The sequence below is a fragment of the Streptomyces sp. NPDC127177 genome (genome assembly GCF_042672475.1).
Lineage (GTDB): Bacteria > Actinomycetota > Actinomycetes > Streptomycetales > Streptomycetaceae > Streptomyces.
The window spans coordinates 18,559-43,005 of record NZ_JBHXUW010000014.1; the positions used below are offsets into that span (position 1 = coordinate 18,559).

Sequence of the window (24,447 nt, forward strand, 5' to 3'; positions counted from 1 at the left end):
GCTCATCAGGCCAAAGGCCGGGTGACAAGTGTCTGCCGGGAATTGGTTTAGACCTGTGTTTCGTGTATGGAGGCACGGTCCCGCCTCCGCGGCAGGGTGGAGAAGAACAACGAGTGCCGTGCGGTGGCGCGGGGTGCACGGCGTTACGGAGGCGGGACCACAAGGTCTCACGGACCCGAGGCGTACCCGGTTCAGGCCCCGGTACGCGCCAACTCGGCCGGGTCGTGCGGGCTGGCCCGGTCGCACGACCCGGAGCGGGACTCGGTGCCGACGGGGTCGTGCTGGGTGACGGGGTCGTTCGGGGCACTCGGATCGTGTTGTCCGGGATCGTAGAGTTCGGGATCGTAGAGTTCGAAGGGGACGGATGGGCCGATCCGGTCGAAGACCTCGTCGATGCCGTGGCCCGCGCCGATGCCCTCGGTCAGCAGATACGACTGCGCCTCGGCCACATGGAAGTACATGCCGTGCAGTGTGAGCGTGCCTTCCGCGAGGCGCCGGGCCACCGATCCATGGGCCCGCAGGTGGTCCAGCTGCTGCACCACATTGGTGAGACAGAGCTGCTCCACCTCATCGGCGGGCAGCCGGCCGGAGATCCGAGCCCATGCGTGGCTTCTGGACGCCATCCGCTGCAGGCTGGGCACCCCGTGTCGCAGCCAGCGCCACAGAGGGGTCTCCGGGGTGTCGGGCCCGGCGCCGATCAGTGCGTTCATCGCGCCGCAGCCGGAGTGACCACAGACGGTGATGGACTCCACCCCCAGGACGTCCACCGCGTACTCGATCGCCGCACCCACCGAATCGTCAGCCGTCTCGGAGTCCGGCGGCGGCACCAGATTGCCGATGTTCCGCACGGTGAAGAGGTCGCCCGGACCACTTGCAGTGATCATGCTCGTCACCAGGCGGGAATCCGCGCAGGTGATGAACAGCTGCGAAGGGGTCTGCCCCTCTCTGGCCAGCCTCGCCAGTTCCTCACGCACCAGGGGGGCCGTATTGCGCTGGAAGGAGCTGAGACCGCTGACCAGCCGGTGCCCACCCGTCCCGCGTGGCGGTGGGGCGGCGTGATCCGGTGTGTAGTCGGCTGCGTCGCCCGGGAGTGTCCGGTCGTCATCCGTGTGCTCAGTGTGCTCAGTGGGCTCAGAAGAGCCAGTGGGGTCAGCAGAGCCAGCAGGGTCAGTGGGGCCATGGTGGGGCGGTGGGGGGCCGGTTGTCGTGCCCTTGACCGTGGCTGCGCTCGTGGCCGTGCTCGGGGCCGCGCTCGGGTCCGGGGTAGTAGCGGAGGCCTCGGTGGTGGTGGCGGCGGTGGCAGGGCGTTCGTGGCGGGTGCGGGTGCGGGTGCGGGTGCGGGTGCCGGTGTCGAGTACGTGCTCGGGCCGGTCGTGGCAGTGGTGGTTGCGCCATGGCGTCCAGGGGCGGCAGCAGGAGTGCGCAGCGGAGGCGGGCTCGGCGATTCTGCCACCGGATCTGCCGGCGAAGACGACCCGGCCGCCATGGGCGATATGGGCCTTGCTCCAGTCCCGGATCATCTCGTATGCCGCGTGATCGATGAAGAAGCAGTCCAACTCGACGACCACATCCGCGTCCTGCGGCAACTGGCCCAGCGTCCGGTTGAGCCGTGGAACAGCCAGGAACGTCAACTGTCCGCGTACGACGACCAGATGCTGTCCGCTCTGCTCGGTCACCGTGATTCCGGTCCGTGCCAGCCGGTGCAGGGCGACGCCGACGGCCATGGCGATCCCGATGGCCACACCCTTGAGGACGCCGAAGAGCAGGACCCCGGTGATCGTCGCCCCGTACACCACGAATTCCCGGTGTCTGTGGACGTTACGGATGTGCGCGAAATTCACCATCTGGATGCCGACCACCATCACGAGCGCGCCGAGGGCGGCCAGCGGGATCCACTCCAGCGCGGTGACCAGCAGACCGGTGGCGAGGAGCACCCAGACGCCATGCAGCACGGTGGAGGCGCGACTTGTCGCCCCGGCCCGTACGTTCGCCGAACTGCGCACCGCACCACCGGAGACCGCCAGCCCGCCCAGCAGACCGGAGACGGCGTTGGCGATGCCCTGTGCGCGTAGCTCCCGGTCCAGGTCGGAGCGTTTGACGGGCGGTGGTGGCCGATCCGGGTCGGGTTCGGCTCTGTCGGTCGGGCGCTTGGCCGGCCGACTGTCCGGCTGATCGCACTCCGGCTCGACGGCCGGTCCGGAGGACCGCTTGCCGGACCGGTCGGCGGTGAGTTTGTCGACGGCGACAGCGGCGAGCAGGGACTCCAGGCTTGCCACCAGCATCATGGTGAACACGGCCGTGGCCAGGCCGAGTACAGGCCCCTGCGGCATTTCGGGCAGGGCGTGCGAGCGCCAGGACGGCAGATCGACCCGGGCGATGGACGGAGCCGCCGACGCCGCCACAGCGGTGGCGACGGCCACGGAGACCAGGGCCGCCGGAATTCTTCTCATGGTTCGGCCGGCCCGCCCCGGAATGCGGGGCCACAGGACCAGAATCGCGATGGTGAGCCCGCCGATCAGTGGCGCCGCAGGGCCCACTTCTTTCAACTGGGCCGGAAGTGTGAGGGCGTTGGCAACGGCTGAGCTCTCCGGTGAACCGCCGAGCACGATGTGCAGCTGAGCGAGTGCGATGGCCACACCGATTCCGGCGAGTGTGCCGTGCACGATGGCGGGGCTGACAGCGAGTGCGCTGCGAGCGGCCCGCAGCGTACCCAGAAGGATCTGCAGCAGGCCCGCGCCGATGGTAATCGCGCAGGTGGTGCGCCAGCCGTAGATCTGAATCGTCTCGGCGGTCACCACGGTCAGTCCCGCGGACGGCCCGGAGACCTGGAGCGGGGTGCCGCCGAGCAGGCCGGCGACGATGCCACCGACGGCGGCGGAGATGAGACCGGCTTCCAGCGGTGCGTCCATGGCGACGGCCAGGCCGAGCGACATGGGGATGGCGAGAAGGAAGACGGTGATCGATGCGGACAGGTCGGCGCCCGCGATACGGAATCGTCCGCCGCGATGCGGCGGTGGCGGGCTGTGAGGTCGCTTGACCCCCGATGAACGGGGAGGTCGCGAACTGCGGGATGAGTGGTCATGACGAGTAGGGACGCAGGCAGACATGGTTCCCGTCTCCTCCGGGGCAGCGCGGTCGCGGAATGTGGGACGCGGCCGTGGGTCACGGCGTGCAGCGGCGGGATATCTCAACTCTCGGTAAACAGATCGTAATGGAGAGTAAAGATCTGTGTCCATGATTGAGGGCAAATGGGCCATCCGATCACCCATTCCGGTGAATAGGCAGCTTTTCATTCGGCCTGTCGCTCGGATCTGTGTGCAGTGCGTGCGAGTTTGACCGCGCCGCGTCGGCACTTCAGAGCAATCGAACCTGCAAGGAATCAGCGCAATCGAACCTGCAAGGAAGAGGGTGGGCGGATGATGGCCGCCACGAAGAGGATCGCCTTGGGCGTCATGACCGTCGCGCTGGTGGCGGCCATGGCCGGCTGCTCCGGGTCCGGTTCCGGCTCGGCCACCTCCGGGCCCAGTGCCGCGAATGGTGCCGCCGGGGCGAAGAAGAAGGCCGCGGGTGAGGCCCCCAAGAGCGTGTTCCGGCTCATCGGCGACGGTTCGACGTCCTTCACGGGTCTCCAGCCGAAGCAGCCGGCTGTGAAGAGGCTGTTGCCCGGTCAGAAGCCGCCGCAGTTCGTGGTGTTCTCATGGGACGGCGCTGGTGAGGACAGCCAGAAACTCTTCTCGCACTTCCGGGATGTAGGCAAGAAGTACAACGCGCAGATGTCGTACTTCCTGAGCGGCGTGTACCTCCTTCCGGAGGCGAAGCGGAAGCTCTACGACCCGCCCAAGCACAACGCAGGAAGCTCCGACATCGGCTTCAACGACACCAAGGGCATCCGGGACACCCTCACCCAGGTCCGCGGTGCCTGGCTGGACGGCAACGAGATCGGCACCCACTTCAACGGCCACTTCTGCGGCAAGGACGGCGGCGTCGGTACCTGGTCCGTCGACGAGTGGAAGAGCGAGATCAGCCAGGCGAAGTCCTTCGTGAAGGGCTGGAAGTCCAACGACCCGGAGCTCAAGGGCCTGAAGCCGCTGCCCTTCGACTACGACAAGGAACTCATCGGCGGCCGCACCCCCTGCCTGGAAGGGCAGAAGAACCTGGTGGCGGCAGCACGCTCGATGGGCTTCCGCTACGACTCCAGCGGTGTGAACGATCAGGTCTGGCCGAAGAAGAAGAACGGCATGTGGGACCTCTCGATGCAGCTCGTCCCGGTGCCGGGCCGCGAATTCGAGACCCTTTCGATGGACTACAACTTCATGTTCAACCAGTCCGGTACGACGCAGGGTGACCCGGACCAGCACGAGTACTGGGGCAACCAGATGCGGGACGGCCTGCTCAATGCCTTCGACCGTTCCTACGACGGGAACCGGGCCCCGCTGATCGTCGGCAACCACTTCGAGTCCTGGAACGGCGGCACGTACATGCGTGCCATCGAGGAGACGATCAAGAAGGTCTGCACGAAGGAGGGCGTGCGCTGCGTCTCCTTCAAGCAGCTGGCGGACTGGCTGGACGCACAGGATCCCGCGACGCTCGCGAAGCTCGGCACGCTGAAGGTCGGCGAGGCGCCGCCTCGGAAGAGCTGGACGGACTTCCTCGGCGGGGCCGCGAGCCCGGGCAAGGAGAAGGGCAAGGAGAAGGGCAAGGAGCAGGAGCCCGGGCAGGCCGCCGCGAAGGTTCCTGCAGGTTCGGCCGGAAAGGCCGCCGACGACAAGTAGGGGTTACGGTCCGGCCGAGCTGCCGGGACGGGGTGCCCGGACCGGACGCGGTCCGGGCACCGCCGCTCACGCCGGCTGGGCCGCCTCGGCCCGGGCGCTGCGTTCGTCGAGCACGAAGGCCGGGTCGACCTGGGCGGCCAGGTCGGCCCCGGTCTTCTCGTTGCCCCAGCTCTCCGCGTTCTTCAGATGGAAGTGCACCATCTGCCGCGTGTAGCGCTCCCAGTCGCGCTGCTCGTACGAGTCCTCCGCGGCGTTCTGCAGGGCCTGCAGGGCCATCCGGTTGTCAGCTTCCAGCAGCTCGAAGCGGGCGGGGCGGCCCTTCTCCATGGCCCGCACCCAGTCGGAGTGGCCGACGGTGACCAGCAGGTCGTCGCCGACCTCGGCGCGCAGGAACTCCAGGTCGTCCTCGCCCTGCACCTTGTTGCCGACGACTTTCAACTCGACCCCGAAGTCCCTCGCGTACTCCTTGTACTGGCGGTAGACCGAGACTCCCTTTCGGGTCGGCTCCGCGACCAGGAACGTCATGTCGAAGCGGGTGAACATCCCCGAGGCGAAGGAGTCCGAGCCGGCGGTCATGTCGACCACGACGTACTCCTCGGGCCCGTCGACGAGATGGTTGAGGCAGAGCTCGACCGCGCCGACTTTGGAGTGGTAGCAGGCCACCCCCAGGTCCGACTCGGTGAACGGCCCGGTGGCCATCAGCCTGATGTCCCCGTCGTCGAGCCCGACCCTGCGGGCGCAGGCGTCGTAGATCGGGTTTTCCTCGCGGACGCGGAGCAGTCGCGAGCCCTCGCCGGGCGGCGTCGTCTTGATCATCGTCTCGGCCGAGGCGATGCGGGGATTGCTGCCGCGCAGATACTCCTTGATCAGAGGCAGGTGCGCTCCCATGGCGGGCAGCGCCGCGGCCTCCTCCTCGTCGAGGCCGAGCGCGGCCCCGAGGTGCTGGTTGATGTCGGCGTCCACCGCGACGACGTGGGCCTCATTGGCGGCAAGGTGGCGGATGAAGAGCGAGGACAGCGTGGTCTTGCCGCTGCCGCCCTTCCCTACGAAAGCGATCTTCATGTTCACCTAGGGTAGTCGCTCGACTGCTTTACGTTGTCGAACTTCGTGAAGAAGGCCACTCGGGGGCGGTAGCTGCGCGGCGGGCGCGTAGCCTCGCTACTTATGAGTACGACTTCCTCGGACCCGCTCGCCACCCTCGGCACCCTGTCGGGCGTGACGGATGCGGTGGACTCCGTGCGCAAGGCTGTCGACCGCGTCTATGGGCACCGTGTCATGCGGCGCCGCAGCAACGAGGTCACCGCGGAGGCCGCCCTGAGGGGTGCCCGCGGGTCGGCTGCACTCTCAGGTGCCGACTGGAATCTGGAGGAGGTGCGCCGGCGCACGGACTTCACCGGGGACAGTGAGGCGCGGGTGGTCGGTGCGGCACTGCGGCTGACCGCCGAAGCAGGCCAACTGCTCTCCATCTGGCGGCAGTCGCCCTTGCGGGTCCTGGCGCGGCTTCACCTGGTGGCGGCCGGTGGCGCGGCGCCCGAGGACGCCGTCGGTCGCCCCCGGCTGGCGGGTGAACCGGTGGACGAGCCGCTGATCGAGTCGCCGCTGCCGGACGCCGACGAGGTGGCGGGGCGCTTGGAGGGGCTCAGCGGGCTCATTCTTTCGGGGAGTGAGGCGCCCGCCCTCGTGACGGCCGCGGTCGTACACGGCGAGCTTCTGGCCCTGCGTCCGTTCGGTTCGTACAACGGCCTGGTCGCGCGGACCGCCGAGCGGATCGTGCTGATCGGGAGCGGGCTGGATCCGAAATCGATCTGCCCGGCGGAGGTCGGCCATGCCGAGCAGGGGCGTGCGGCGTACGTAGCGGCCTTCGAGGGGTATCTGTCGGGAACACCGGAGGGCATGGCGGCCTGGATCACCCACTGCGGGCGTGCGACGGAGCTCGGTGTCAGGGAATCGACCGCGGTGTGCGAGGCGCTCCAGCGTGGCGCCGCTTAACGAGCCATGCGGCACGGGTCGAGCCGTCTGTGCCGGTCCGTACGGGGCGGAAGGCCTGGGATTCCGGGTGGCTGAAGCGAGCGGGAGCGTCAGGCGAAGAGACGAAAAGGACGGAAAATGATGCGGCGGTACCGACTCCGGTACCGCCGCTGGCATGTCCGCCCAGTTACCAAGCGTCCTCGATATATGCCCATCAGGTCGGGTACTTCGCCCGTTCCTGGTGCGGCTGGCCCGTAATCGACGGGTCGACGTCGCGTGGGTGCTCGGCTTTCATGCGCGGTCCGTGGGGCCTTCTCTGCGTTAACAGGTCATCCTCACGGATGTCCTTGGTCTCGCGGGCCGTTGAATCCTTTGTACTCCAGGGGCCGGGTGAGCGGTAGTGCTGGCGGTACTTCTTTACTTTTGTGTTCAATTACGGACGAGTTGGTTCAATTGGGCATGAGGAAATTTCGCGCGCGGCGAGGCCGCTCGATGGGCGGGGCCGGGGAATCCGGGTGGCGTGCGGGCCGGTCTGCCGGAGTGGGCAGGCGGGAATCCGGGTCCCGCAGCCGAGCTCGTCGATGGTCCGTGTCACACGGATGCCGCAGCTGTACGCCGGCGGGCGCTGTACCAGACGATTCCGGCCGTGAGGGCGGCTGCGCCCACCGCCGCCGCGGCCAAGAGTGCCGGACGCGGCGGGAAGGCCGGCAGTCGCTGCTTGAGCCGGACCGGGCGGTCGAAGACGAGAATCGGCCACTCCCGGAGGGTTGCCTCGCGGCGCAGGGCGCGGTCCGGGTTGACCGCGTGCGGATGGCCGACGGATTCCAGCATCGGCACATCGGTGGCCGAATCGCTGTAGGCGTAGCAGCGTTCGAGGTCGTAGCCCTCGGACACGGCCAGCGCCTTGATGGCCTCCGCCTTCGTCGGGCCGTACGCGTAGTACTCGACCTCTCCGGTGAAGCAGCCGTCGTCGCCGACGACCATGCGTGTGGCGACGACACGGTCGGCGCCGAGCAGCTCGCCGATCGGTTCGACGACCTCGGCTCCGGACGTCGAGACGATGACCACATCGCGTCCGGCGGTGTGATGTTCCTCGATGAGCGTCGCCGCTTCGTCATAGATGATCGGGTCGATCAGATCGTGCAGGGTCTCGGCGACAATTTCCTTCACCTGCTGGACGTTCCAGCCTTTGCAGAGCGCTGAGAGATACTCGCGCATCCGCTCCATCTGGTCGTGATCCGCACCTCCGGCAAGGAACACGAACTGTGCGTACGCAGTGCGCAGTACGGCACGGCGGTTGATCAGCCCGCCTTGGTAGAAGGACTTGCTGAAGGTCAGAGTCGAAGACTTCGCAATGACCGTCTTGTCCAGGTCAAAGAAGGCTGCTGTACGCGGCAAGAAGCAGTTTTCCACAAGGCAGAGCATAGGGGCCCACCATTCGGCGTAAACTCCGGCGCGTGGGTTTGCCTGAGAAGGCTCTCGGGTACACCATGGAAGTCACGGATCGTTCGCGACCGTGCTAACCCGGTCCGACTCCTCCCCCCCCGAGTCGGCCGTGGGGACGACCCCCGCTCTCCCCCCCGGCGGGGGTCGTCGCATGTCCGGACGCATTTCTGTCGCTCGGAATCACGCATTTCTCCTCCTTCTCGGCCGTGGTGGCCCCCGTCTGTGTGGACTCACACCACCTTGCACCGTCACGGTGTGTGATGGAAGGGCTGCTCTCCGGAAGTCCCCGGTTTGAGTGACGGAGTTATTCACAACGGTGGAGTTGTCCACAGTTTTTGAGCAAGATCCACACGATTTCCTGAAGCGCTGCACGGTGATTCCACCCGTGAAGTCCACGGGCTGCGGAATCACCGTTCTCGGAACGCTCCGAGATCACCGCGAGCCGTGGTGAAGGTGTGCGAAGAAGGGGGCTGGGATCGTGGCTGAATCCAGTGCACGGGACGGATTGCCGGCGGTCGGAGCGCGGCGGGGCGGACCGTTGATCGTGACCGAGGATGTGGATCTGCTCGACGATCTGCTGCGGCTGTGCGCCGCCGCCGGAGCGGAGCCGGAGGTTCATCACTCAGTGCCGGACCGGCGAGGGGGCTGGGAGCGGGCTCCCATGGTCCTCGTCGGGGACGACGCGGCAGCGCGATGCCGCGGTGTGGCGCGCAGGCGGGGCGTGATGCTTGTCGGGCGCGATCAGGACACGCCCGACGTATGGCGCCAGGCCGTGGAGATCGGGGCGGAGTACGTGCTGCGGCTGCCCGGTTCGGAGACCTGGCTCGTCGATCAGATCGCCAACGCGGCGGAAGGCGTCGGCAGGCCGGCGCTGACCGTCGGGGTGATCGGCGGCCGGGGCGGTGCCGGTGCTTCCACACTGGCATGCGCGCTCGCGGTGACAGCGGCGAGGACTGGGCGCCGGACCATGTTGATCGACGGGGACCCGCTCGGCGGCGGCATCGATGTGTTGCTCGGGGGCGAACGGGCCGAGGGTATGCGGTGGCCTGATTTCGCCCATTCGAAGGGGCGGGTCGGTGGCGGTGCCCTGGAGGAGTCGCTGCCCGCGCTGCACGGCCTTCGGGTGCTCAGCTGGGGCCGGGACGACTGGGTGGTCATCCCGGCTCCGGCCATGCAGGCGGTGCTGGCCGCCGCGCGCAGGCTCGGTGGGGTGGTGGTCGTGGACCTGCCGCGCCGGGTCGACGAGGCGGTGGCCGAGGCACTCGCACAACTGGACCTCGGGCTAGTGGTGGTGCCGGGCGAACTGCGGGCGGTCGCGGCGGCGAAACGCGTGGCGTCGATGGCCGGGATGGTGCTCGACGACATCCGGGTGGTGGCGCGCGGGCCTTACGCGTCAGGCCTCGACGAGCAGTGGGTAGCCCACGCCATGGGCCTTCCGCTGGCTGGTGAACTCCCACTGGAACCCGGGTTGCTGGCTGAGCAGGACATGGGTGAACCGCCCGGCGGCAGTGCCCGCGGCCCGCTTGCCAGGTTCTGCTCGGCCTTCTGGGAACGGGCCTTCGCCAGTGAGGGCACAGGAGGAGCGTCCGTCGGGGGCCCCTCATGACCGAGGCGCTGCTCGACGCCGTGCGGCAGCGGCTGGCGCAGAGCGGAGCCGCCCCGACCCCGGCAGGTGTGGCGGCCGCGCTGCGGGCGCAGGGGCGGCTGCTCGGCGACGCGGAAGTACTGGGCGTTGCCGACGAGTTGCGCGGAGAGCTGATCGGGACCGGGGTACTGGAGCCGCTCCTCGCTGATCCCGCGGTCACCGACGTCCTGGTCTCCGCACCCGACCGCGTGTGGGTGGACCGGGGCTGTGGACTCGAACTCACCGGAGTCGCCTTCGCCGACGCGGCTGCGGTGCGCAGGCTCGCGCAACGGCTCGCGGCTGTGGCGGGACGCCGGCTCGACGATGCCAGGCCCTGGGTGGACGCTCGGCTTCCGGACGGCACCCGGATGCATGCGGTGCTGCCGCCCGTGTCGGTCGGATCGACCTGTCTGTCGCTACGCGTGGTCCGGCCCAGAGCATTCTCGCTGGGCGAGCTGGTTGCGGCCGGGACCGTACCGCCGGGTGGTGACCAGGTGTTGAGGGCGCTGGTGCGGGCCCGGGTTTCCTACCTCATCAGCGGAGGAACGGGGGCGGGGAAGACGACGCTGCTCGCCAGCCTCCTCGGCGTGGTGGGGGACCGCGAACGGATCGTGCTCGCCGAGGACTCGGCTGAGCTGCGCCCCGACCATCCCCACGTGGTCCGGCTGGAGTCGCGCCCCGCCAACCAGGAGGGTGCCGGGCGGGTGACGCTCCGGGACCTGGTGCGGCAGGCCCTGCGCATGCGGCCCGACCGGCTGGTGGTCGGGGAGGTGCGGGGCGCCGAAGTCACGGAGCTGCTGGCCGCTCTGAACACGGGACATGAAGGTGGCTCGGGCACTGTCCACGCCAACGCGGCCGAGCATGTACCGGCCCGGCTGGAGGCGTTGGGGACCGCTGCGGGGCTGGACCGGGCGGCGTTGCACAGCCAGTTGGCGGCGGCGTTGTCGGTGGTGGTCCATCTCGTACGGGACCGGGCCGGTCTGCGGCGGATTGCCGAAATCCAGGTGCTGGAGCGGGATCCGGCGGGGCTGGTGGTGACGGTACCGGCACTGCGGTGGAGCACGGCCGGATTCGAGCGGGAGCGCGGCTGGGAGCGGCTGCGGTCGCTGATCGGGGGTGAGCTGTGAGCGGCGGTGCGCAGGTGGGGATGCCGGATGCGGTGCACGCCGCGGCGCTGTGCGCGGGGGCGGCAACCTGGCTGGCGGTGGCCGGACGGGGCCAAGGGCGCGGGCGCGCAAGGGCGTTGTTCGTCGACGGGAACGCGGAGTCGCCCCACCGGGAGTGGTGGGAGAGCAGCCTGAGAGTGCTCCGGGGGTGGCTGAGGGAGCGGCGGGAGTGGCTGTGTCTGCCGGTGGCACTGGTGCTGGCGGTTCTGGGCGAATCCGTGCTGCCGGTGATCGCGGGGGTTGCCGCGGTGCCGCTGGTGCGGCGGTGGCTGCGGAGAAGGGAATCACGCAAGGACCGTGAGCGCAGGGCCGACGGGGTGGTGGACCTGTGCGGTGCGGTGGTGGGCGAGCTGAGGGCCGGCCGAGAGCCGGGACAGGCGCTCCTTGTCGCGGTGCGGGGAACGGGGGTGATGGGTGCTGCCGAGGCCGGTGTGTCGGCTGCGGCGCGGTTCGGGGGCGACGTCCCGGGAGCGCTGGGCCAGGCGGCGGGTGAACCAGGCCTCGAGGGACTCGCCGGGTTGGCCGCCTGCTGGCGGGTGGCGGTGGACGGCGGCGCCGGTCTCGCGGCCGGCCTGGACCGGCTGGAGGGCGCGTTACGGGCCGAGCGGCGCCGACGGGAGGAACTGCGGGCACAACTGGCCGGAGCGTGGTCGACGGTCGCGGTGCTGGCGGTGTTGCCGGTGCTGGGCACGGGGCTTGGCGCGGCGCTCGGGGCGGACCCGCTGAGAGTTCTGCTGCACAGTCCGGCCGGGCTGGTCTGCCTGGTGATGGGCTGCTTGCTGGAGGCGGCCGGTCTGCTCTGGGCCGGCCGGATCGTCCGGGCGGGAGAAGCGGTATGAGTGCGGGGGCCGGTGAAGTGGTCCACAGGCTGGGGGCGATTGGTTCGGTGGCGGGCGCGTGCACCCAGTTGGCGTTCGTGATGGCCCACCGAAGGGCGGGGCAGCTGGTACGCCGCCGCGGCGGGGAGATCCTTGGGGTGGATGCGCGGACGCCGGTGCGTCCGGCCGGCCGCGCCAGTGGAGACGGCCGCACCGGATGGGGCGGCCGGGTCCTGATGCGGCTGGGCCGTCGGGTGCCCGCTGCCCCGGCCAGGCAGTGGGCAGCGGCGCTCTGTGTCGTGCCCGCGGGGTGGATTCTGGTGGGCGGCCTGCCGGGGTGGGCGGTCGGGTTGGCGGCGGGGTACGGCGCATGGCGTTGGCAGCGGTCCCGGCTTGGGGAGAAGCCGCACCTGGCGGCCCACGAAGCTGCGGAGGCGGCGGAGGCCGCACGTCAGCTTCCCCTGGCTGCAGACTTGTTGGCCGCCTGCATCTCGGTCGGGGCCGGCCCGCGGGAGGCGGCAGAGGCGGTGGGGGAGTCGCTCGGCGGCCCGGTCGGTGAGCAACTGGCGCGAACAGCCGCGGAGATCCGGCTCGGTGGAGAACCCGCAGTCGCCTGGGGGAGGTTCGGCGCGATACCGGGAGCTGACGCCCTGGCCAGGTGCCTGGACCGGGCGGGTGCGACCGGCGCTCCGGCGGCGGAGCCGGTGTCGAGGCTGGCCGCGGCGATGCGGGCCGAGCGGTCGAGCGCGGCCGTGGCGCGGGCACAGCGGGCGGCCGTGATGATCACCGCACCAGTCGGGCTCTGCTTCCTTCCCGCGTTTCTCACGGTGGGGGTGGCGCCTGTGGTGATCGGTCTGGCGAAGGGATTGCTGAGTCCCTGACGCCGTGAAGAGGTCAATCAGCTCGATGGGTCATTTTCGGTAGAAATACATCGCACGGGGGTCTGAAATGATGCAGAAAGTTATGAATTGGGCGCAGAGTCTGACGCGGAGGGTGCGCGGGGTTCGCGGGGACGGCGGAATGACGACATCCGAATACGCGGTGGGAACGATCGCCGCCTGTGCCTTCGCCGCGGTGCTTTACAAGGTGGTCACCAGTGCGCCGGTCATGGCGCAGTTGCAATCGCTGCTGAAGGGCGCTCTCGATGCGAAGTTCTGAGCGCGGCTGTGACTGCGGCTGCGAGAGCGACTCGGTAGCGGCTGCGAGGCCCGGGAAGAGGCGGGCCGTGGCGACGGGGTCCGGGAAGGGGCGGGCAGAGGGGCGGTGGTGCGACCGGGGTGCGGTGACGGCGGAGGCCGCCATGGCGATTCCGGTGCTGGCGGTGTTCGCCCTCGCCCTGCTGTGGGCCCTGATGGCAGCCTCGGCCCAGATCCGCTGCGTCGACGCGGCACGGGCCGGGGCCCGGGCGGCCGCTCGCTCGGAACCGGAGGCGCAGGTGCGGGAGGCCGCGCTCTCGGCGGCGCCCGGCCGCGCGGGGATCGAGGTTGAACGGACCGGGGAGCTGTGGCGCGTCAGCGTGACCGCACCGACCCCGGGCCTAGGCCCGCTGGCCGTCACGCTGAGGGCGGAGGCTGTGGCGTCGGCCGAGGACATGGCAGGGGCGGCGTCGTGATGCGGCCCGGTCGGCGGGCGCCGGACCGTCGGTCGCCGGCGTCGGGCCAGTGGCTGCGGGGGCTCCTGGGACGCCGTGAGCGCCGTGAGCGCCGGGACCGGGGCCTGGCCACCGTGTGGGCTGCGGTGACCACAGCGACGCTGTGCACGGTGTTCGCGGTGATCCTGGCGCTCGGCCAGGTGGTGGTGGCGCGGCACCGGGCCGGAGGCGCGGCCGATCTGGCGGCACTGGCAGCGGCCGACCGGGCCCTGGAGGGCGCGGCCGTCGCCTGCCGGGCCGCACGGGAGGTTGCCGGTGCCCAGGGCGCGGAAGTGGTGCGGTGCGCCGTGCAGGGGGAGATCGCCGATGTGGCGGCCCGGGTGCGGCTCGGACCGTACGCGCCCGAGGTCAGGTCCCGCGCCGGACCGGCGGCCACCGCCCCTGTCGAGACTGGGCCGGCGGCCACCGCCCCCGTCGTGACTGGACCGGCGGCCACCACTCCTGTCACGACGGCTTCAATGGCTCCGGCTCCGGCTCGGGCTGCTGCTGCGGTTCCGGCGGTGCGGACCGGAGGAGTTCCGTGAGCAGCCGCACGGCGCCGCGTTTGTGCAGCGGGTCATTGCCGTTGCCGCACTTCGGGGACTGGATACAGGACGGGCAGCCCGCGTCGCACTCGCAGGACGCGATGGCCTGGCGGGTGGCGGTCAGCCAGTCGCGCGCGGTGTGGAAGGCGCGTTCGGCGAATCCGGCGCCGCCGGGGTGACCGTCGTACACGAAGACCGTCGGCAGCAGGGTGTCCGGATGCAGCGGCACGGAAACGCCGCCGATGTCCCAGCGGTCGCAGGTGGCGAAGAGCGGCAGCATCCCGATCGACGCGTGCTCGGCCGCGTGCAGTGCGCCGCCCAGGATCTCCGGATTGATCCGGGCGTTGTCGAGCTGGTCCTGGGTGACCGTCCACCACACGGCACGGGTGCGCAAGGTGCGGGGCGGGAGGTCCAGTTTGGTCTCGCCGAGGACCTCGCCGGTGATCAGTTTGCGACGCAGGAAGGAGACGACCTGGTTGGTGACCTCCACGGAGCCGTAGCAGAGGCGGCCGTCACCCCACGGGATCTCGGTGTCGGTCTCCAGGACGGCGATGGCGGTGGTGTCGCGTGCGGTCGTCGAATACGGCGGACTGGCTTCCTCCACCAGGGCCGCGGAGTCGTCGAGGTCCAGTTTCCGGACCAGGTAGGTGCGGCCCTGATGGAGGTGGACCGCGCCCTCGTGGACGGCGGTGTGTGCGGCGGCCTCGTCGACGGTGCCCAGCAGCCGGCCGGTCCCCTCCTCGACGATCTGGACGGGGCGGCCGCCCTCGCCCCGGATGTCGGTGAGGTCGGCGGCCCGTTCGCGCCGGGTCCAGTGCCATCCGGAGGGCCGCTTGCGGAGCAGCTTGGCGGTTTCCAGCTGCGGAAGGAGCTCGGCGGTGGCAGGGCCGAAGAGTGCCAGATCGGGTTCGGTGAGCGGTAGCTCCGCGGCGGCGGCGCAGAGATGGGGGGCCAGGACGTACGGGTTGTCAGGATCGAGGACGGTCGACTCCACGGGCTGCTGGAACAGTGCCTCGGGGTGGTGGACCAGGAAGGTGTCCAGCGGGTCGTCGCGGGCCACCAGGATGGCGAGGGCACCCTGGCCCGCCCGCCCCGCGCGGCCGGCCTGCTGCCACAGCGAGGCACGTGTCCCGGGGTAGCCGGCTATGACGACGGCGTCCAGGCCGGAGACGTCGATGCCGAGTTCGAGGGCGGTCGTGGCAGCCAGGCCGAGTAGTTGGCCGGAGTGCAGGGCGCGCTCCAGGGCACGCCGTTCCTCGGGTAGATACCCCCCGCGGTAGGCGGCGACGCGGGCGGGCAGGGAGCGGTCGACCTCCGCGAGGCGTTCCTTGGCGATGACGGAGATGAGCTCGGCGCCCCGCCGGGAGCGTACGAAGGCGACCGAGCGCACGCCCTGCACGGTCAGATCGGTGAGCAGGTCCGCGGTCTCCGCCGTGGCCGTACGGCGTACGGGGGCGCCCTTCTCGCCGTGCAGGTCGGTCAGGGGCGGCTCCCACAGGGCGAATACCAGCTCGCCGCGCGGGGAGGCGTCGTCGGCGACCTCGACGACCGGGAGGCCGGTCAGACGGCCCGCAGCGGCCGACGGCTCCGCCGCGGTGGCGGAGGCCAGGAGGAAGACGGGATCGGCGCCGTAGCGGGCACACAGACGGCGCAGCCGGCGCACCACCTGGGCGACGTGGGAGCCGAAGACACCGCGGTAGGTGTGGCACTCGTCGATGACGACATAGCGCAGGGCGCGCAGGAAGGAGGACCAGCGGGGGTGGGACGGAAGTATCCCGCGGTGCAGCATGTCGGGGTTGGTGAGGACGTAGTTGGCGTACTGGCGTACCCATTCGCGTTCCTCGACGGGGGTGTCGCCGTCGTAGACCGCAGGGCGGATCCCGTTGCCCAGCGGAGTCGCCAGCTCCTTCACCGAGCGTCTCTGATCGGCCGCCAGCGCCTTGGTGGGGGCGAGGTAGAGGGCGGTGGCTCCACGGCCGTTGGGAGCCTCGGAGCCGTCCAGGAGGGCGCTGAGGACCGGGGCGAGGTAGGCCAGCGACTTGCCGGAGGCCGTACCGGTGGCGATTACGACCGACTCGCCGTCCAGCGCGTGCTCGGCCGCGGCCGCCTGATGGGCCCACGGGTGGTCGATGCCGGCCTTCTGGATTGCCGCGACCACTTCTGGACGGATGCGATCGGGCCAGATGGCATGGGTTCCCGTACGCGGGGGCAAGTGCTCCGTATGAGTGATGCGCGCGGACCGGCCCGCCCCTGCGGCGAGCCGGTCGAGGACCAGGTCCGGAGAGGGGCGGGAGCCCCCGCTCTCGGGCGGTCGACTGGGGCGGTGATTCTTGGCCATCGGCACCGAGTGTGTCACTGGCGAGGCGGACAATGGTCCCAAGGCGTCGTGCATGGCAGCCGGTAAGTGATTGAATGCCATCGCGGCTGGCGATCCGTCCCCTGGCTCCGCCGGGGAGACCGAGGGGCGACCGCTCGATAGCAAGGTGCTGGAGGATCCGTGGACCTGTCCTTGTCGACTCGCAATGTGTCCGGCCCTGGTGGCGACCGTACGGTCGTCGAGGTCGGTGGCGAGATTGATGTGTATACCGCGCCCAAGCTGCGCGAGCAGTTGGTCGAGTTGGTGAATGACGGCAGCTACCACTTGGTTGTCGACATGGAAGGCGTCGACTTCCTCGACTCCACCGGCCTCGGCGTGCTCGTGGGCGGCTTGAAGCGCGTTCGGGCCCATGAGGGCTCGCTGCGCCTGGTCTGCAACCAGGAACGCATTCTCAAGATTTTCCGGATCACCGGGCTGACCAAGGTGTTCCCGATTCACACGACGGTCGACGAGGCCGTCGCGGCAACCGACTGACGGCCGGCCCGCGGTCGGACCGGCTCCAGGGCCGGTCCGGCGGCAGCGGGTACGACCGTGGTCGGTGCGACGGCAGCTCCGGAGGAAGACAGCCGGGGTGATGGCGGCGGTTCGTCGGTGGCCGGTGATTCCGGTGGCCGACGTCCGGCGCCAGCCGGACCGTCATCGGCCGGGCCGCCGTCATGCCGTACCGCCACCAGTCCGTCACCCGGTCGGCGGCCGTCGGCTGATCTATTTTGCCGACCCGCTCGCTCATGCGATCGGGTCAGCCGTCAGCCGTCAGCCGTCAGCCGTCAGCCGTCAGCCGTCAGCCGTTCGGCGGTGGCGGAACATTGGCCGGACAGTATTCGTCGGACCGGTGTCCGTCGGATGTCGGGGCGGTGCGGCGGTCGGCGGTGTCCGGAGAGAAGAGCCAGGAGAGCCGGGCCACCCGCCCGGCCCTCGGGATGCACACACGTACGTTCGAGGGGGATCGCATGGCCACCGTTGAACTCCGCTTCAGCGCCCAGCCCGAACACGTCAGAACGGCTCGCCTCGTGGCGGCCGCCGTGGCGCGCCGGGCCGGGGTCGACGAGGCAGTGCTCGACGAGGTCAGGCTCGCCGTGGGAGAGGCCTGCAGCCGCGCGGTCGGGCTGCACCGAAGTCATGGCATCACCGCTCCGGTCACCGTCGTCCTGACCGAGGAGGAGAAGGCATTCTCCATCGAGGTCGGCGATGAGGTGCCGGGTCCCGGCAGTGACGGGGCCGTACCCGGCGCGTCCGGGCACCGCGGCGCCACGCCCGGCGTGGGACCGGATGAGCCGGAACCCGATCCGGAGGGTGACGGTGAGGACGAGATGGGCCTCGCGGTCATCAGCGGACTGGTCGATGACGTGGAAGTCAGGTCCGGCGCGGCCGGTGGGGTCATCCGGATGAGCTGGCCGAAGACGCCGGCGACCGTACTTCCCTGAGGGACGGGACGGGACCGTACTTCCCTGAGGAGCGGGGCCGTACCTCTCTGAGGGTGCGGCGATCCTTCCTGAGGGCCGGAGCCCCGGGGCGGCGCGACCGCCCGACGGTGCGACCGCCCGACGGTGCGACCGCCCGACGGTGCGACCGACGGCCCCTGATCTTTTTTTCTTGGCCCTGCTGAGCAGGGCCTTTTTCATTTCTGTGTGACCGGTGATCTGCCGAAAAATGCTTCTGCCCCATTACTGCATTCGGTCCAGTCGGCGAACGTGATCAATTGTCGTTCGGTGGATGAAGGTCAATTACATTTACCGCGCACTGTTTTGATCGTGTTCCGCTCCCTACAATCCGTCCACGTCTTGAGCGCTGAGCGTCAAGGAGGACGTATGGCGGGGTTCGGCACCACACCACTGGCAGAACTGACGCAGTTTTCCGCACTTTCCGACCCACCCACCACTCTCGCGGCAGCCGTACTCACCGATGGCAACCGTGTCATCGTGATCGTCATCGCGGTCGTCGCCGTCGCGGCACTGCTGGTCGCCCAGTTGCTGGCACGCCAGGTGCTGGCGGCCGGCGAGGGCACCGATCGTATGAAGGAGATCGCAGCTGCGGTCCAGGAAGGCGCAAATGCCTATCTGGCCCGGCAGTTGCGCACAGTAGGCATCTTCGCCGTCGTGGTCTTCTTCCTGCTTCTCCTGCTTCCGGCCGACAACTGGTCGCAGCGTGCGGGGCGTTCGGTGTTCTTCCTGGTGGGTGCGCTTTTCTCGGCGGCCACCGGATACATCGGGATGCGTCTGGCCGTACGGAGCAATGTGCGGGTGGCCGCCGCGGCGCGAGAGGCGACTCCGGCGGAAGGCGAACCGGAAAAGGATCTCACCGCCGTTTCGCACAGAGCGACGAAGATCGCATTCCGTACCGGAGGTGTGGTCGGCATGATCACCGTCGGTCTCGGACTCCTCGGTGCCTCCTGTGTGGTGCTCGGCTACGCCGCCGACGCGCCCAAGGTGCTCGAGGGGTTCGGGCTCGGTGCTGCGCTGATCGCGATGTTCATGAGGGTCGGCGGCGGCATCTTCACCAAGGCGGCCGACGTCGGCGCGGACCTCGTCGGCAAGGTGGAGCAGGGCATCCCGGAGGACGACCCGCGCAATGCCGCCACCATCGCCGACAACGTGGGCGACAACGTCGGGGACTGCGCGGGCATGGCGGCCGACCTCTTCGAGTCGTACGCCGTGACGTTGGTCGCCGCGCTCATCCTCGGCAAGGCCGCCTTCGGTGACTCGGGGCTTGCCTTTCCGCTGATCGTGCCCGCGATCGGGGTGATCACCGCGATGATCGGCGTCTTCGCGGTCGCCCCGCGGCGCAGCGACCGCAGCGGGATGACAGCCATCAACCGTGGATTCTTCATCTCGGCGGTCATCTCACTCGTCCTGGTGGCCGTGGCGGTCTTCGTCTACCTGCCGTCCTCGTACGCGGACCTGGACGGTGTCGCCGACGACGCCATCACCTCGCACGGCGGGGATCCACGGGTCTTCGCCCTGGTCGCCGTCGCCATCGGCATCGTGCTGGCCGCACTGATCCAGCAACTGACGGGATACTTCACCGAGACCAGCCGGCGGCCCGTCAGGGACATCGGCAAGTCGTCGCTGACCGGGCCGGCCACCGTCGTACTCGCCGGTATCTCCATCGGTCTGGAGTCGGCCGTCTACACCGCGCTGCTGATCGGGCTCGGCGTCTACGGGGCGTTCCTGCTCGGCGGTACGTCGATCATGCTGGCGCTCTTCGCGGTGGCGCTGGCCGGCACCGGGCTGCTCACCACCGTCGGCGTCATCGTCGCCATGGACACCTTCGGCCCGGTCTCCGACAACGCCCAGGGCATCGCCGAGATGTCCGGTGACGTGACCGGAGCCGGCGCTCAGGTCCTCACGGACCTGGACGCCGTCGGCAACACCACCAAGGCCATCACCAAGGGCATCGCCATCGCCACCGCCGTCCTGGCGGCGGCGGCGCTCTTCGGCTCCTACCGTGACGCGATCGCCACCGCGGTCGACGACGTCGGTGCCTCGGCCGGGGAGATGGGGCTGAGCCTGGACATCTCGCAGCCCAACAACCTGGTGGGTCTGATCCTCGGTGCCGCGGTCGTCTTCCTCTTCTCCGGCCTGGCCATCAACGCGGTGTCCAGGTCCGCCGGATCCGTGGTCTACGAGGTGCGGCGGCAGTTCCGCGAGCACCCCGGAATCATGGATTACAGCGAGAAGCCGGAGTACGGGCGCGTCGTCGATATCTGCACCAAGGACGCGCTGCGCGAGCTGGCCACGCCCGGTTTGCTGGCGGTGCTGGCGCCGATCGCGGTCGGCTTCAGCTTCGGGGTCGGGGCGCTCGGCTCCTACCTTGCCGGGGCGATCGGCACCGGGACGCTGATGGCGGTCTTCCTCGCCAACTCCGGTGGCGCCTGGGACAACGCCAAGAAGCTCGTCGAGGACGGTCATTACGGCGGCAAGGGGAGCGACGCCCATGCCGCGACCGTCATCGGTGACACGGTGGGCGATCCGTTCAAGGACACGGCCGGGCCGGCGATCAACCCGCTGCTCAAGGTGATGAACCTGGTAGCGCTGCTCATCGCGCCCGCCGTGGTGCAGTTCAGCTACGGCGATGACGCGAACCCATGGGTGCGCGCGCTGGTGGCCGTGCTCGCGGTCGTGGTCATCATCGGCGCGGTCTACGTCTCCAAGCGGCGAGGGATCGCCGTGGGGGACGAGGGCGGCTCCGGGGGCGAGGACGGGGGCGGTTCCGCCCGTCCGGCCGACCCGGCAGCAGTTCAGTGAGCCGGTCGCCGGAAGGAGGCCGCGTCCGTTAGGCGGCGGGTCCAATGTGCGGGCGGGCGCTGCTCTCTGATGCGGCGTCCGCCCGTCGGCCTGTCCGGACGAGTGCATGTTCGTTCAGGTGTTCCCGTGCGTCGGGGCCGGGCGGGTGAGTTGTATCTCCCTCATTTCGCTTGGTGCAAATGGCTGCAAAAGGTCACTCATCGGATGCCCGGCACCCGGATGGAGGGCGCTCGGCGTGTAAGTTCCGGGGCCGAGAGCCTTGGAAGGGACCGATCCGGTGAACAAGAAGCTTGCGGCCGCGCTGTCCGGCGGTGCGGTACTGGTACTTACGCTGTCCGGCTGCAGCGACGACAGCGACAACAAGGTGAACGACTGGGCCAAGAAGGTCTGTGACCAGGTCCAGCCCCAGCTGCAGAAGATCGCGAACGCCAACGCCTCCATCCAGCAGCAGACGGCCGACAACAGCAAGCCCGTCGACGTGCAGAAGACCGACTCGGCCGCGTTCAAGCAGATCTCCCAGGCCTACAAGGCGCTCGGCTCGGCCGTCGACTCGGCGGGCCCGCCGCCGGTCGACGACGGCGAGACCACGCAGAAGGAGGCCGTGAAGGAGCTCAACGCCTCCTCCGTGGCGTACGCGGATCTGCAGAAGAAGGTCGATGACCTCAACACCAAGGACCAGGCGAAGTTCGCCGACGGTCTCAAGGGCATCGCGGACCAGCTGAACAAGATCAGCACCAACGGTGACCAGGCGCTGAAGAAGCTCCAGTCCGGCGACGTCGGCAACGCGATGGCCAAGCAGGAGGGCTGCCAGAAGCCGACGGCCTCGGCATCGCCGTCGGCCGGCTCCTCGAAGTCGGCCTCGCCCTCGGACGACTCGAAGGCGGACCCGAAGGAGGCTTCTTCCTCCGCCTCGCCCAGCGAGAAGTCGTAACCGCGAGAACCCGCGCCGCGGCCGCACACCCCGGAACACGCCGAAACACCCCGAACGAGCAGCTGTACGACCGTGAACCGGCGGGCGTACGACCGGCCCGGCGGCCCCCGATGGGCCGGCGGGCCGCTGCCGTTGTCAGTGGGAGCAGCCACAATGGGTCCTGTGAGTAAGACCAGCCTTCCCGCACCCGACCATGCGACCCGGCTCCGCGAAGCCCTGCTCGCCGCCGCCTTCACCGCCGACGGACTCCTCGACCTGCTCGGCGCGCCCGCCTACGCCGCGCTGGCCCGCAGCGAGACCGTTCCCGCGCTGCGTGCCACCCGCGGTGACGCGCCGCTCGACGCGCTGGTGCGCCTCTTCCTGCTCCAGAGTCCGGTTCCGGCGGGGCGGGTGGCCGCCGTGCTGCCGCTGCCGGAATGCGTGGCGGACGGCTGGCTGACCGAGTCGGACGGCGAGGTGCGCGCCTCCGTCGATGTGCGGCCGTACAGCGGTCCGGACGGCCAGGACTGGTTCATCGTCTCCGACCTGGGCTGCGCCGTCGGCGGGGCGGGCGGAATCGGTTCGCGCGAGGAGGGCGTCGTCCTCGGCATCGGCGGTGCGTCCACCACTCTCGCCGGGATCACCGTCCGACGGCCCGTCGGCTCCGCCCTCGACATCGGTACGGGCTCCGGCATCCAGGCGCTGCACGCCTCGCAGCACGCCACCCGGGTCACCGCCACCGACCTCAACCCGCGCGCCCTCGACTTCACCCGGCTCACCCTGGCCCTGTCCGGCGCCGCCCCGGCCGATCTGCGCGAAGGTTCCCTCTACGAGCCCGTCGCCGACGAGACGTACGACCTGATCGTCTCCAACCCGCCCTTCGTCATCTCGCCCGGCGCCCGCCTCACCTACCGCGACGGCGGCATGGCGGGCGACGACCTGTGCCGGACGCTGGTGCAGCAGACCGGCGACCGGCTCAACGACGGCGGATACGCCCACTTCCTGGCCAACTGGCAGCACACCGGGGACGAGGAGTGGCAGGACCGGCTGCGTTCCTGGGTGCCGCGCGGCTGTGACGCCTGGATCGTGCAGCGCGAGGTGCAGGACGTCACGCAGTACGCGGAGCTGTGGCTGCGTGACAGCGGCGATCACCGTACGGACCCCGCGCAGTACGCCGCGCGGTACGACGCCTGGCTGGACGAGTTCGAGGCCAGTGGCACCAAGGGGGTCGGCTTCGGCTGGATCACGCTGCGGAAGTCCGCCGCTGCCGCCGCCGGGGACGCCTCGATCGTGGTCGAGGAATGGCCGCACGCGGTGGAGCAGCCGCTCGGCCCTGCCATCGAGGCGCACTTCGCCCGTCAGGACTATCTGCGAGACCAGGACGACGCAGCACTCCTCGCCGGTCACTTCAGCCTCGCCGCCGAGGTCGTGCAGGAGCAGGTGGGGCTGCCGGGTGCGGAGGACCCCGAGCACGTGGTGCTCCGTCAGAACCGCGGTATGCGACGTGCGACGAAGGTCGACGCGGTCGGCGCCGGTTTCGCGGGCGTGTGCGACGGCTCGCTGCCCGCGGGACGGATTCTCGACGCCATCGCCCAGTTGATGAACGAGGATCCGGTGCTGCTGCGCGACCGCACGCCTCAGGCCATCCGGCTGCTGGTCGAGGAGGGCTTCCTGGAGCCGTTGCCCCCGGCGGACCGGGAGGTTGGATGATCGGCATCCAACCGGACGAGCCGTCGCTCGGCGCGACGCGGACCGCGGTCAGCCCGCTGTGGAGCGCCTTCTGCGGTCTGCGACTCGCGATGTCGTACCGAACCCCCTCACCGCCCTGTGCGCCATGGGTGATGCGCGCCGGACGAGGCGGAGTTGGAGACCTTCCGTGCCACCCTGGCGGAACCGGGTTCCGCTCTGGTCCGGCCGCGCTCCGTCATATGTACTGAACGGCCTCGTCATCAGCGTCTTCATGCTGTCCGCGGCCTGCCTGCTGCTCGGTCTGCGGATTCCGGTTGATGCTCTGCCCGGACTGGCCGCGGAACTGCTCCCCGCTGAAGTGGGGGCTCCGCCGTCGGCCTCGCGCTGGGGCGCTCGGGCCGCGCTTCCGTGATGTGTTCCTGATCTCGAACGTGGCGAGTTCTGTGCTGCCACTGCCACCGCCACTGCCACGGCTCCTGCTGCTACTGCGGACCGGCGCGAACGTCCCGCGCGGGAACCTGCCCCATCGGATGTCGGATGGGTGCCGTCGGGGAACGTACTGCCGATGACCCACGCGGCCGATCTCGTGACAGTGGTGGGGTACGCGCTGCTCGATGTGGCTGCTCCTGACGGTGTCCGAACGCGGCAGCAGGCGGTGGGCGACCTTCGACGTGGTGTGAGGGCGGGAGTGCGGGCGGGACGCGCCGGGGCGGTGGGGCCCTGCTGTTCACCCGGGGTTTGCGCCGGGGACGTTCTGCGGTGCGAACCTCCCCCGAAACGGCGTGACACGGAGTCGTACCGCGCGGCGTGACCCGGGCACCCGCCCCGGCCCGCGTCGGGGGACGGAGAGGCGTACGGGTATGGAGAGCGGACCTGCGGTTTTCGCCGGAACGGTATTCGCGCTGTTCGGTGCCGCACTGCTGCTGTGGACGGGGGCGCGCACGCTGCGACGTGCGCCGGTGGCGCACGGGGTGAGCCCCCTCGTCTCCACCGCACTGGCCACTGTGTTCGGCGTAGTTTTTCTCGTCCTCGGGGTGTGGTGCCTCACACGCGTCTGAACCCGGATCCGAGCTGGGATCCGAACCCGGTCCGAACCGGGATCCGAACCCTGGTCTGAACCCGTAGCGGAATTCGTATGGGAACCCGCGTCCGAAGCCGTGGCCGAAGTCATGCCCGGCGCCGAGACCGAGGGCGCGCTCGAACTCGCGTCCGAGCCCGTCGTGACCCCCGTGCCGCCCAGGGCAGGCCCAGGAACACG

The 24,447-nt window shown here is 69.8% G+C and carries 20 protein-coding genes; 16 read left to right on the top strand and 4 right to left on the bottom strand.

All coding sequences use genetic code 11. The annotated features are described in order from the left end of the window. Positions 1-191: 191 nt before the first annotated feature. Entirely contained in the window at positions 192-3,107 is a 2,916-nt protein-coding gene (locus ACFVJX_RS11235; RefSeq protein WP_384126210.1) for a SulP family inorganic anion transporter, read from the bottom strand. A 309-nt stretch (positions 3,108-3,416) separates the two neighbouring features. Between ACFVJX_RS11235 and ACFVJX_RS11240 the strand changes: the two genes are divergently transcribed. Further along, positions 3,417-4,772 carry a hypothetical protein gene (locus tag ACFVJX_RS11240; RefSeq protein WP_384126212.1) on the top strand — a complete coding sequence of 452 codons (1,356 nt, stop codon included), beginning with the start codon at positions 3,417-3,419 and terminating at the stop codon, positions 4,770-4,772. A 66-nt stretch (positions 4,773-4,838) separates the two neighbouring features. Here ACFVJX_RS11240 and ACFVJX_RS11245 read toward each other — a convergent pair whose 3' ends face one another. Next, entirely contained in the window at positions 4,839-5,834 is a 996-nt protein-coding gene (locus tag ACFVJX_RS11245; protein ID WP_384126213.1) for an ATP-binding protein, read from the bottom strand. 102 nt (positions 5,835-5,936) lie between these two features. On the opposite strand from ACFVJX_RS11245, the gene ACFVJX_RS11250 reads away from it, so the two are divergent. After that, complete coding sequence (locus tag ACFVJX_RS11250) at positions 5,937-6,761, top strand: oxidoreductase (RefSeq protein WP_384126214.1); 825 nt, start codon at positions 5,937-5,939, stop codon at positions 6,759-6,761. A gap of 570 nt (positions 6,762-7,331) precedes the next feature. On the opposite strand, the gene ACFVJX_RS11255 is transcribed toward ACFVJX_RS11250, so the two are convergent. After that, on the bottom strand, positions 7,332-8,165 hold the full coding sequence (locus ACFVJX_RS11255; protein ID WP_384126216.1) for an HAD family hydrolase: 834 nt from the start codon (positions 8,163-8,165) through the stop codon (positions 7,332-7,334). A 565-nt stretch (positions 8,166-8,730) separates the two neighbouring features. Here ACFVJX_RS11255 and ssd point away from each other — a divergent pair. The 7 genes from ssd (at position 8,731) to ACFVJX_RS11290 (ending at position 13,969) form a co-directional block, all read left to right on the top strand. After that, positions 8,731-9,792, top strand: coding sequence for a septum site-determining protein Ssd (gene ssd / locus ACFVJX_RS11260; RefSeq protein ID WP_384126217.1), 1,062 nt, complete (start codon positions 8,731-8,733; stop codon positions 9,790-9,792). After that, positions 9,789-10,937, top strand: a complete 1,149-nt coding sequence (locus tag ACFVJX_RS11265; protein WP_384126218.1) for a TadA family conjugal transfer-associated ATPase — start codon at positions 9,789-9,791, stop codon at positions 10,935-10,937. The genes ssd and ACFVJX_RS11265 overlap by 4 nt, the downstream gene beginning before the upstream one ends. A 20-nt stretch (positions 10,938-10,957) precedes the next feature. Then, positions 10,958-11,815, top strand: coding sequence for a type II secretion system F family protein (locus ACFVJX_RS11270; RefSeq protein ID WP_384126219.1), 858 nt, complete (start codon positions 10,958-10,960; stop codon positions 11,813-11,815). Further along, positions 11,812-12,675 carry a type II secretion system F family protein gene (locus tag ACFVJX_RS11275; protein WP_384126221.1) on the top strand — a complete coding sequence of 288 codons (864 nt, stop codon included), beginning with the start codon at positions 11,812-11,814 and terminating at the stop codon, positions 12,673-12,675. Before ACFVJX_RS11270 ends, ACFVJX_RS11275 begins: the two co-directional genes overlap by 4 nt. Positions 12,676-12,745: 70 nt before the next feature. Beyond that, positions 12,746-12,952, top strand: a complete 207-nt coding sequence (locus ACFVJX_RS11280) for a DUF4244 domain-containing protein (RefSeq protein WP_384126348.1) — start codon at positions 12,746-12,748, stop codon at positions 12,950-12,952. A gap of 124 nt (positions 12,953-13,076) precedes the next feature. Continuing rightward, positions 13,077-13,406, top strand: a complete 330-nt coding sequence (locus ACFVJX_RS11285) for a TadE family type IV pilus minor pilin (RefSeq protein WP_384126350.1) — start codon at positions 13,077-13,079, stop codon at positions 13,404-13,406. Positions 13,407-13,531: 125 nt separating this feature from the next. Then, positions 13,532-13,969 carry an Rv3654c family TadE-like protein gene (locus ACFVJX_RS11290; RefSeq protein ID WP_384126222.1) on the top strand — a complete coding sequence of 146 codons (438 nt, stop codon included), beginning with the start codon at positions 13,532-13,534 and terminating at the stop codon, positions 13,967-13,969. Here the strand turns inward: ACFVJX_RS11290 and ACFVJX_RS11295 are convergent. After that, the gene (locus ACFVJX_RS11295; RefSeq protein WP_384126223.1) at positions 13,890-16,388 is read right to left on the bottom strand and encodes a DEAD/DEAH box helicase; all 2,499 of its coding nucleotides are present in this window, start codon (positions 16,386-16,388) and stop codon (positions 13,890-13,892) included. The genes ACFVJX_RS11290 and ACFVJX_RS11295 overlap by 80 nt on opposite strands. Positions 16,389-16,466: 78 nt before the next feature. Between ACFVJX_RS11295 and ACFVJX_RS11300 the strand changes: the two genes are divergently transcribed. The 7 genes from ACFVJX_RS11300 (at position 16,467) to ACFVJX_RS11330 (ending at position 24,247) form a co-directional block, all read left to right on the top strand. Next, the gene (locus ACFVJX_RS11300; protein ID WP_003967428.1) at positions 16,467-16,820 is read left to right on the top strand and encodes an STAS domain-containing protein; all 354 of its coding nucleotides are present in this window, start codon (positions 16,467-16,469) and stop codon (positions 16,818-16,820) included. Positions 16,821-17,296: 476 nt separating this feature from the next. Further along, the gene (locus tag ACFVJX_RS11305; RefSeq protein WP_384126225.1) at positions 17,297-17,770 is read left to right on the top strand and encodes an ATP-binding protein; all 474 of its coding nucleotides are present in this window, start codon (positions 17,297-17,299) and stop codon (positions 17,768-17,770) included. Between the two features lie 384 nt (positions 17,771-18,154). Then, positions 18,155-20,590, top strand: a complete 2,436-nt coding sequence (locus tag ACFVJX_RS11310) for a sodium-translocating pyrophosphatase (protein ID WP_384126226.1) — start codon at positions 18,155-18,157, stop codon at positions 20,588-20,590. 277 nt (positions 20,591-20,867) lie between these two features. Beyond that, a complete protein-coding gene (locus tag ACFVJX_RS11315; protein ID WP_384126227.1) occupies positions 20,868-21,521 on the top strand; it encodes a small secreted protein in 654 nt (217 codons plus the stop codon). Between the two features lie 153 nt (positions 21,522-21,674). After that, the gene (locus ACFVJX_RS11320) at positions 21,675-23,210 is read left to right on the top strand and encodes a methyltransferase (protein WP_384126228.1); all 1,536 of its coding nucleotides are present in this window, start codon (positions 21,675-21,677) and stop codon (positions 23,208-23,210) included. Positions 23,211-23,376: 166 nt separating this feature from the next. Next, positions 23,377-23,601 (top strand): hypothetical protein, encoded by a 225-nt coding sequence (locus ACFVJX_RS11325; RefSeq protein ID WP_384126230.1) that lies wholly within the window; start codon positions 23,377-23,379, stop codon positions 23,599-23,601. 448 nt (positions 23,602-24,049) lie between these two features. Further along, on the top strand, positions 24,050-24,247 hold the full coding sequence (locus ACFVJX_RS11330) for a hypothetical protein (protein WP_384126231.1): 198 nt from the start codon (positions 24,050-24,052) through the stop codon (positions 24,245-24,247). Positions 24,248-24,447 lie beyond the last annotated feature (200 nt).

Excerpts from the sequence above, each read along its gene's own strand:
- ACFVJX_RS11235 (WP_384126210.1), bottom strand. The coding sequence starts at position 3,107 with ATGTCTGCCTGCGTCCCTACTCGTCATGACCACTCATCCCGCAGTTCG.
- ACFVJX_RS11240 (WP_384126212.1), top strand. The coding sequence starts at position 3,417 with ATGATGGCCGCCACGAAGAGGATCGCCTTGGGCGTCATGACCGTCGCG.
- ACFVJX_RS11245 (WP_384126213.1), bottom strand. The coding sequence starts at position 5,834 with ATGAAGATCGCTTTCGTAGGGAAGGGCGGCAGCGGCAAGACCACGCTG.
- ACFVJX_RS11250 (WP_384126214.1), top strand. The coding sequence starts at position 5,937 with ATGAGTACGACTTCCTCGGACCCGCTCGCCACCCTCGGCACCCTGTCG.
- ACFVJX_RS11255 (WP_384126216.1), bottom strand. The coding sequence starts at position 8,165 with ATGCTCTGCCTTGTGGAAAACTGCTTCTTGCCGCGTACAGCAGCCTTC.
- ACFVJX_RS11265 (WP_384126218.1), top strand. The coding sequence starts at position 9,789 with ATGACCGAGGCGCTGCTCGACGCCGTGCGGCAGCGGCTGGCGCAGAGC.
- ACFVJX_RS11270 (WP_384126219.1), top strand. The coding sequence starts at position 10,958 with ATGCCGGATGCGGTGCACGCCGCGGCGCTGTGCGCGGGGGCGGCAACC.
- ACFVJX_RS11275 (WP_384126221.1), top strand. The coding sequence starts at position 11,812 with ATGAGTGCGGGGGCCGGTGAAGTGGTCCACAGGCTGGGGGCGATTGGT.
- ACFVJX_RS11280 (WP_384126348.1), top strand. The coding sequence starts at position 12,746 with ATGCAGAAAGTTATGAATTGGGCGCAGAGTCTGACGCGGAGGGTGCGC.
- ACFVJX_RS11295 (WP_384126223.1), bottom strand. The coding sequence starts at position 16,388 with ATGGCATTCAATCACTTACCGGCTGCCATGCACGACGCCTTGGGACCA.
- ACFVJX_RS11305 (WP_384126225.1), top strand. The coding sequence starts at position 17,297 with ATGGCCACCGTTGAACTCCGCTTCAGCGCCCAGCCCGAACACGTCAGA.
- ACFVJX_RS11310 (WP_384126226.1), top strand. The coding sequence starts at position 18,155 with ATGGCGGGGTTCGGCACCACACCACTGGCAGAACTGACGCAGTTTTCC.
- ACFVJX_RS11320 (WP_384126228.1), top strand. The coding sequence starts at position 21,675 with ATGGGTCCTGTGAGTAAGACCAGCCTTCCCGCACCCGACCATGCGACC.
- ACFVJX_RS11330 (WP_384126231.1), top strand. The coding sequence starts at position 24,050 with ATGGAGAGCGGACCTGCGGTTTTCGCCGGAACGGTATTCGCGCTGTTC.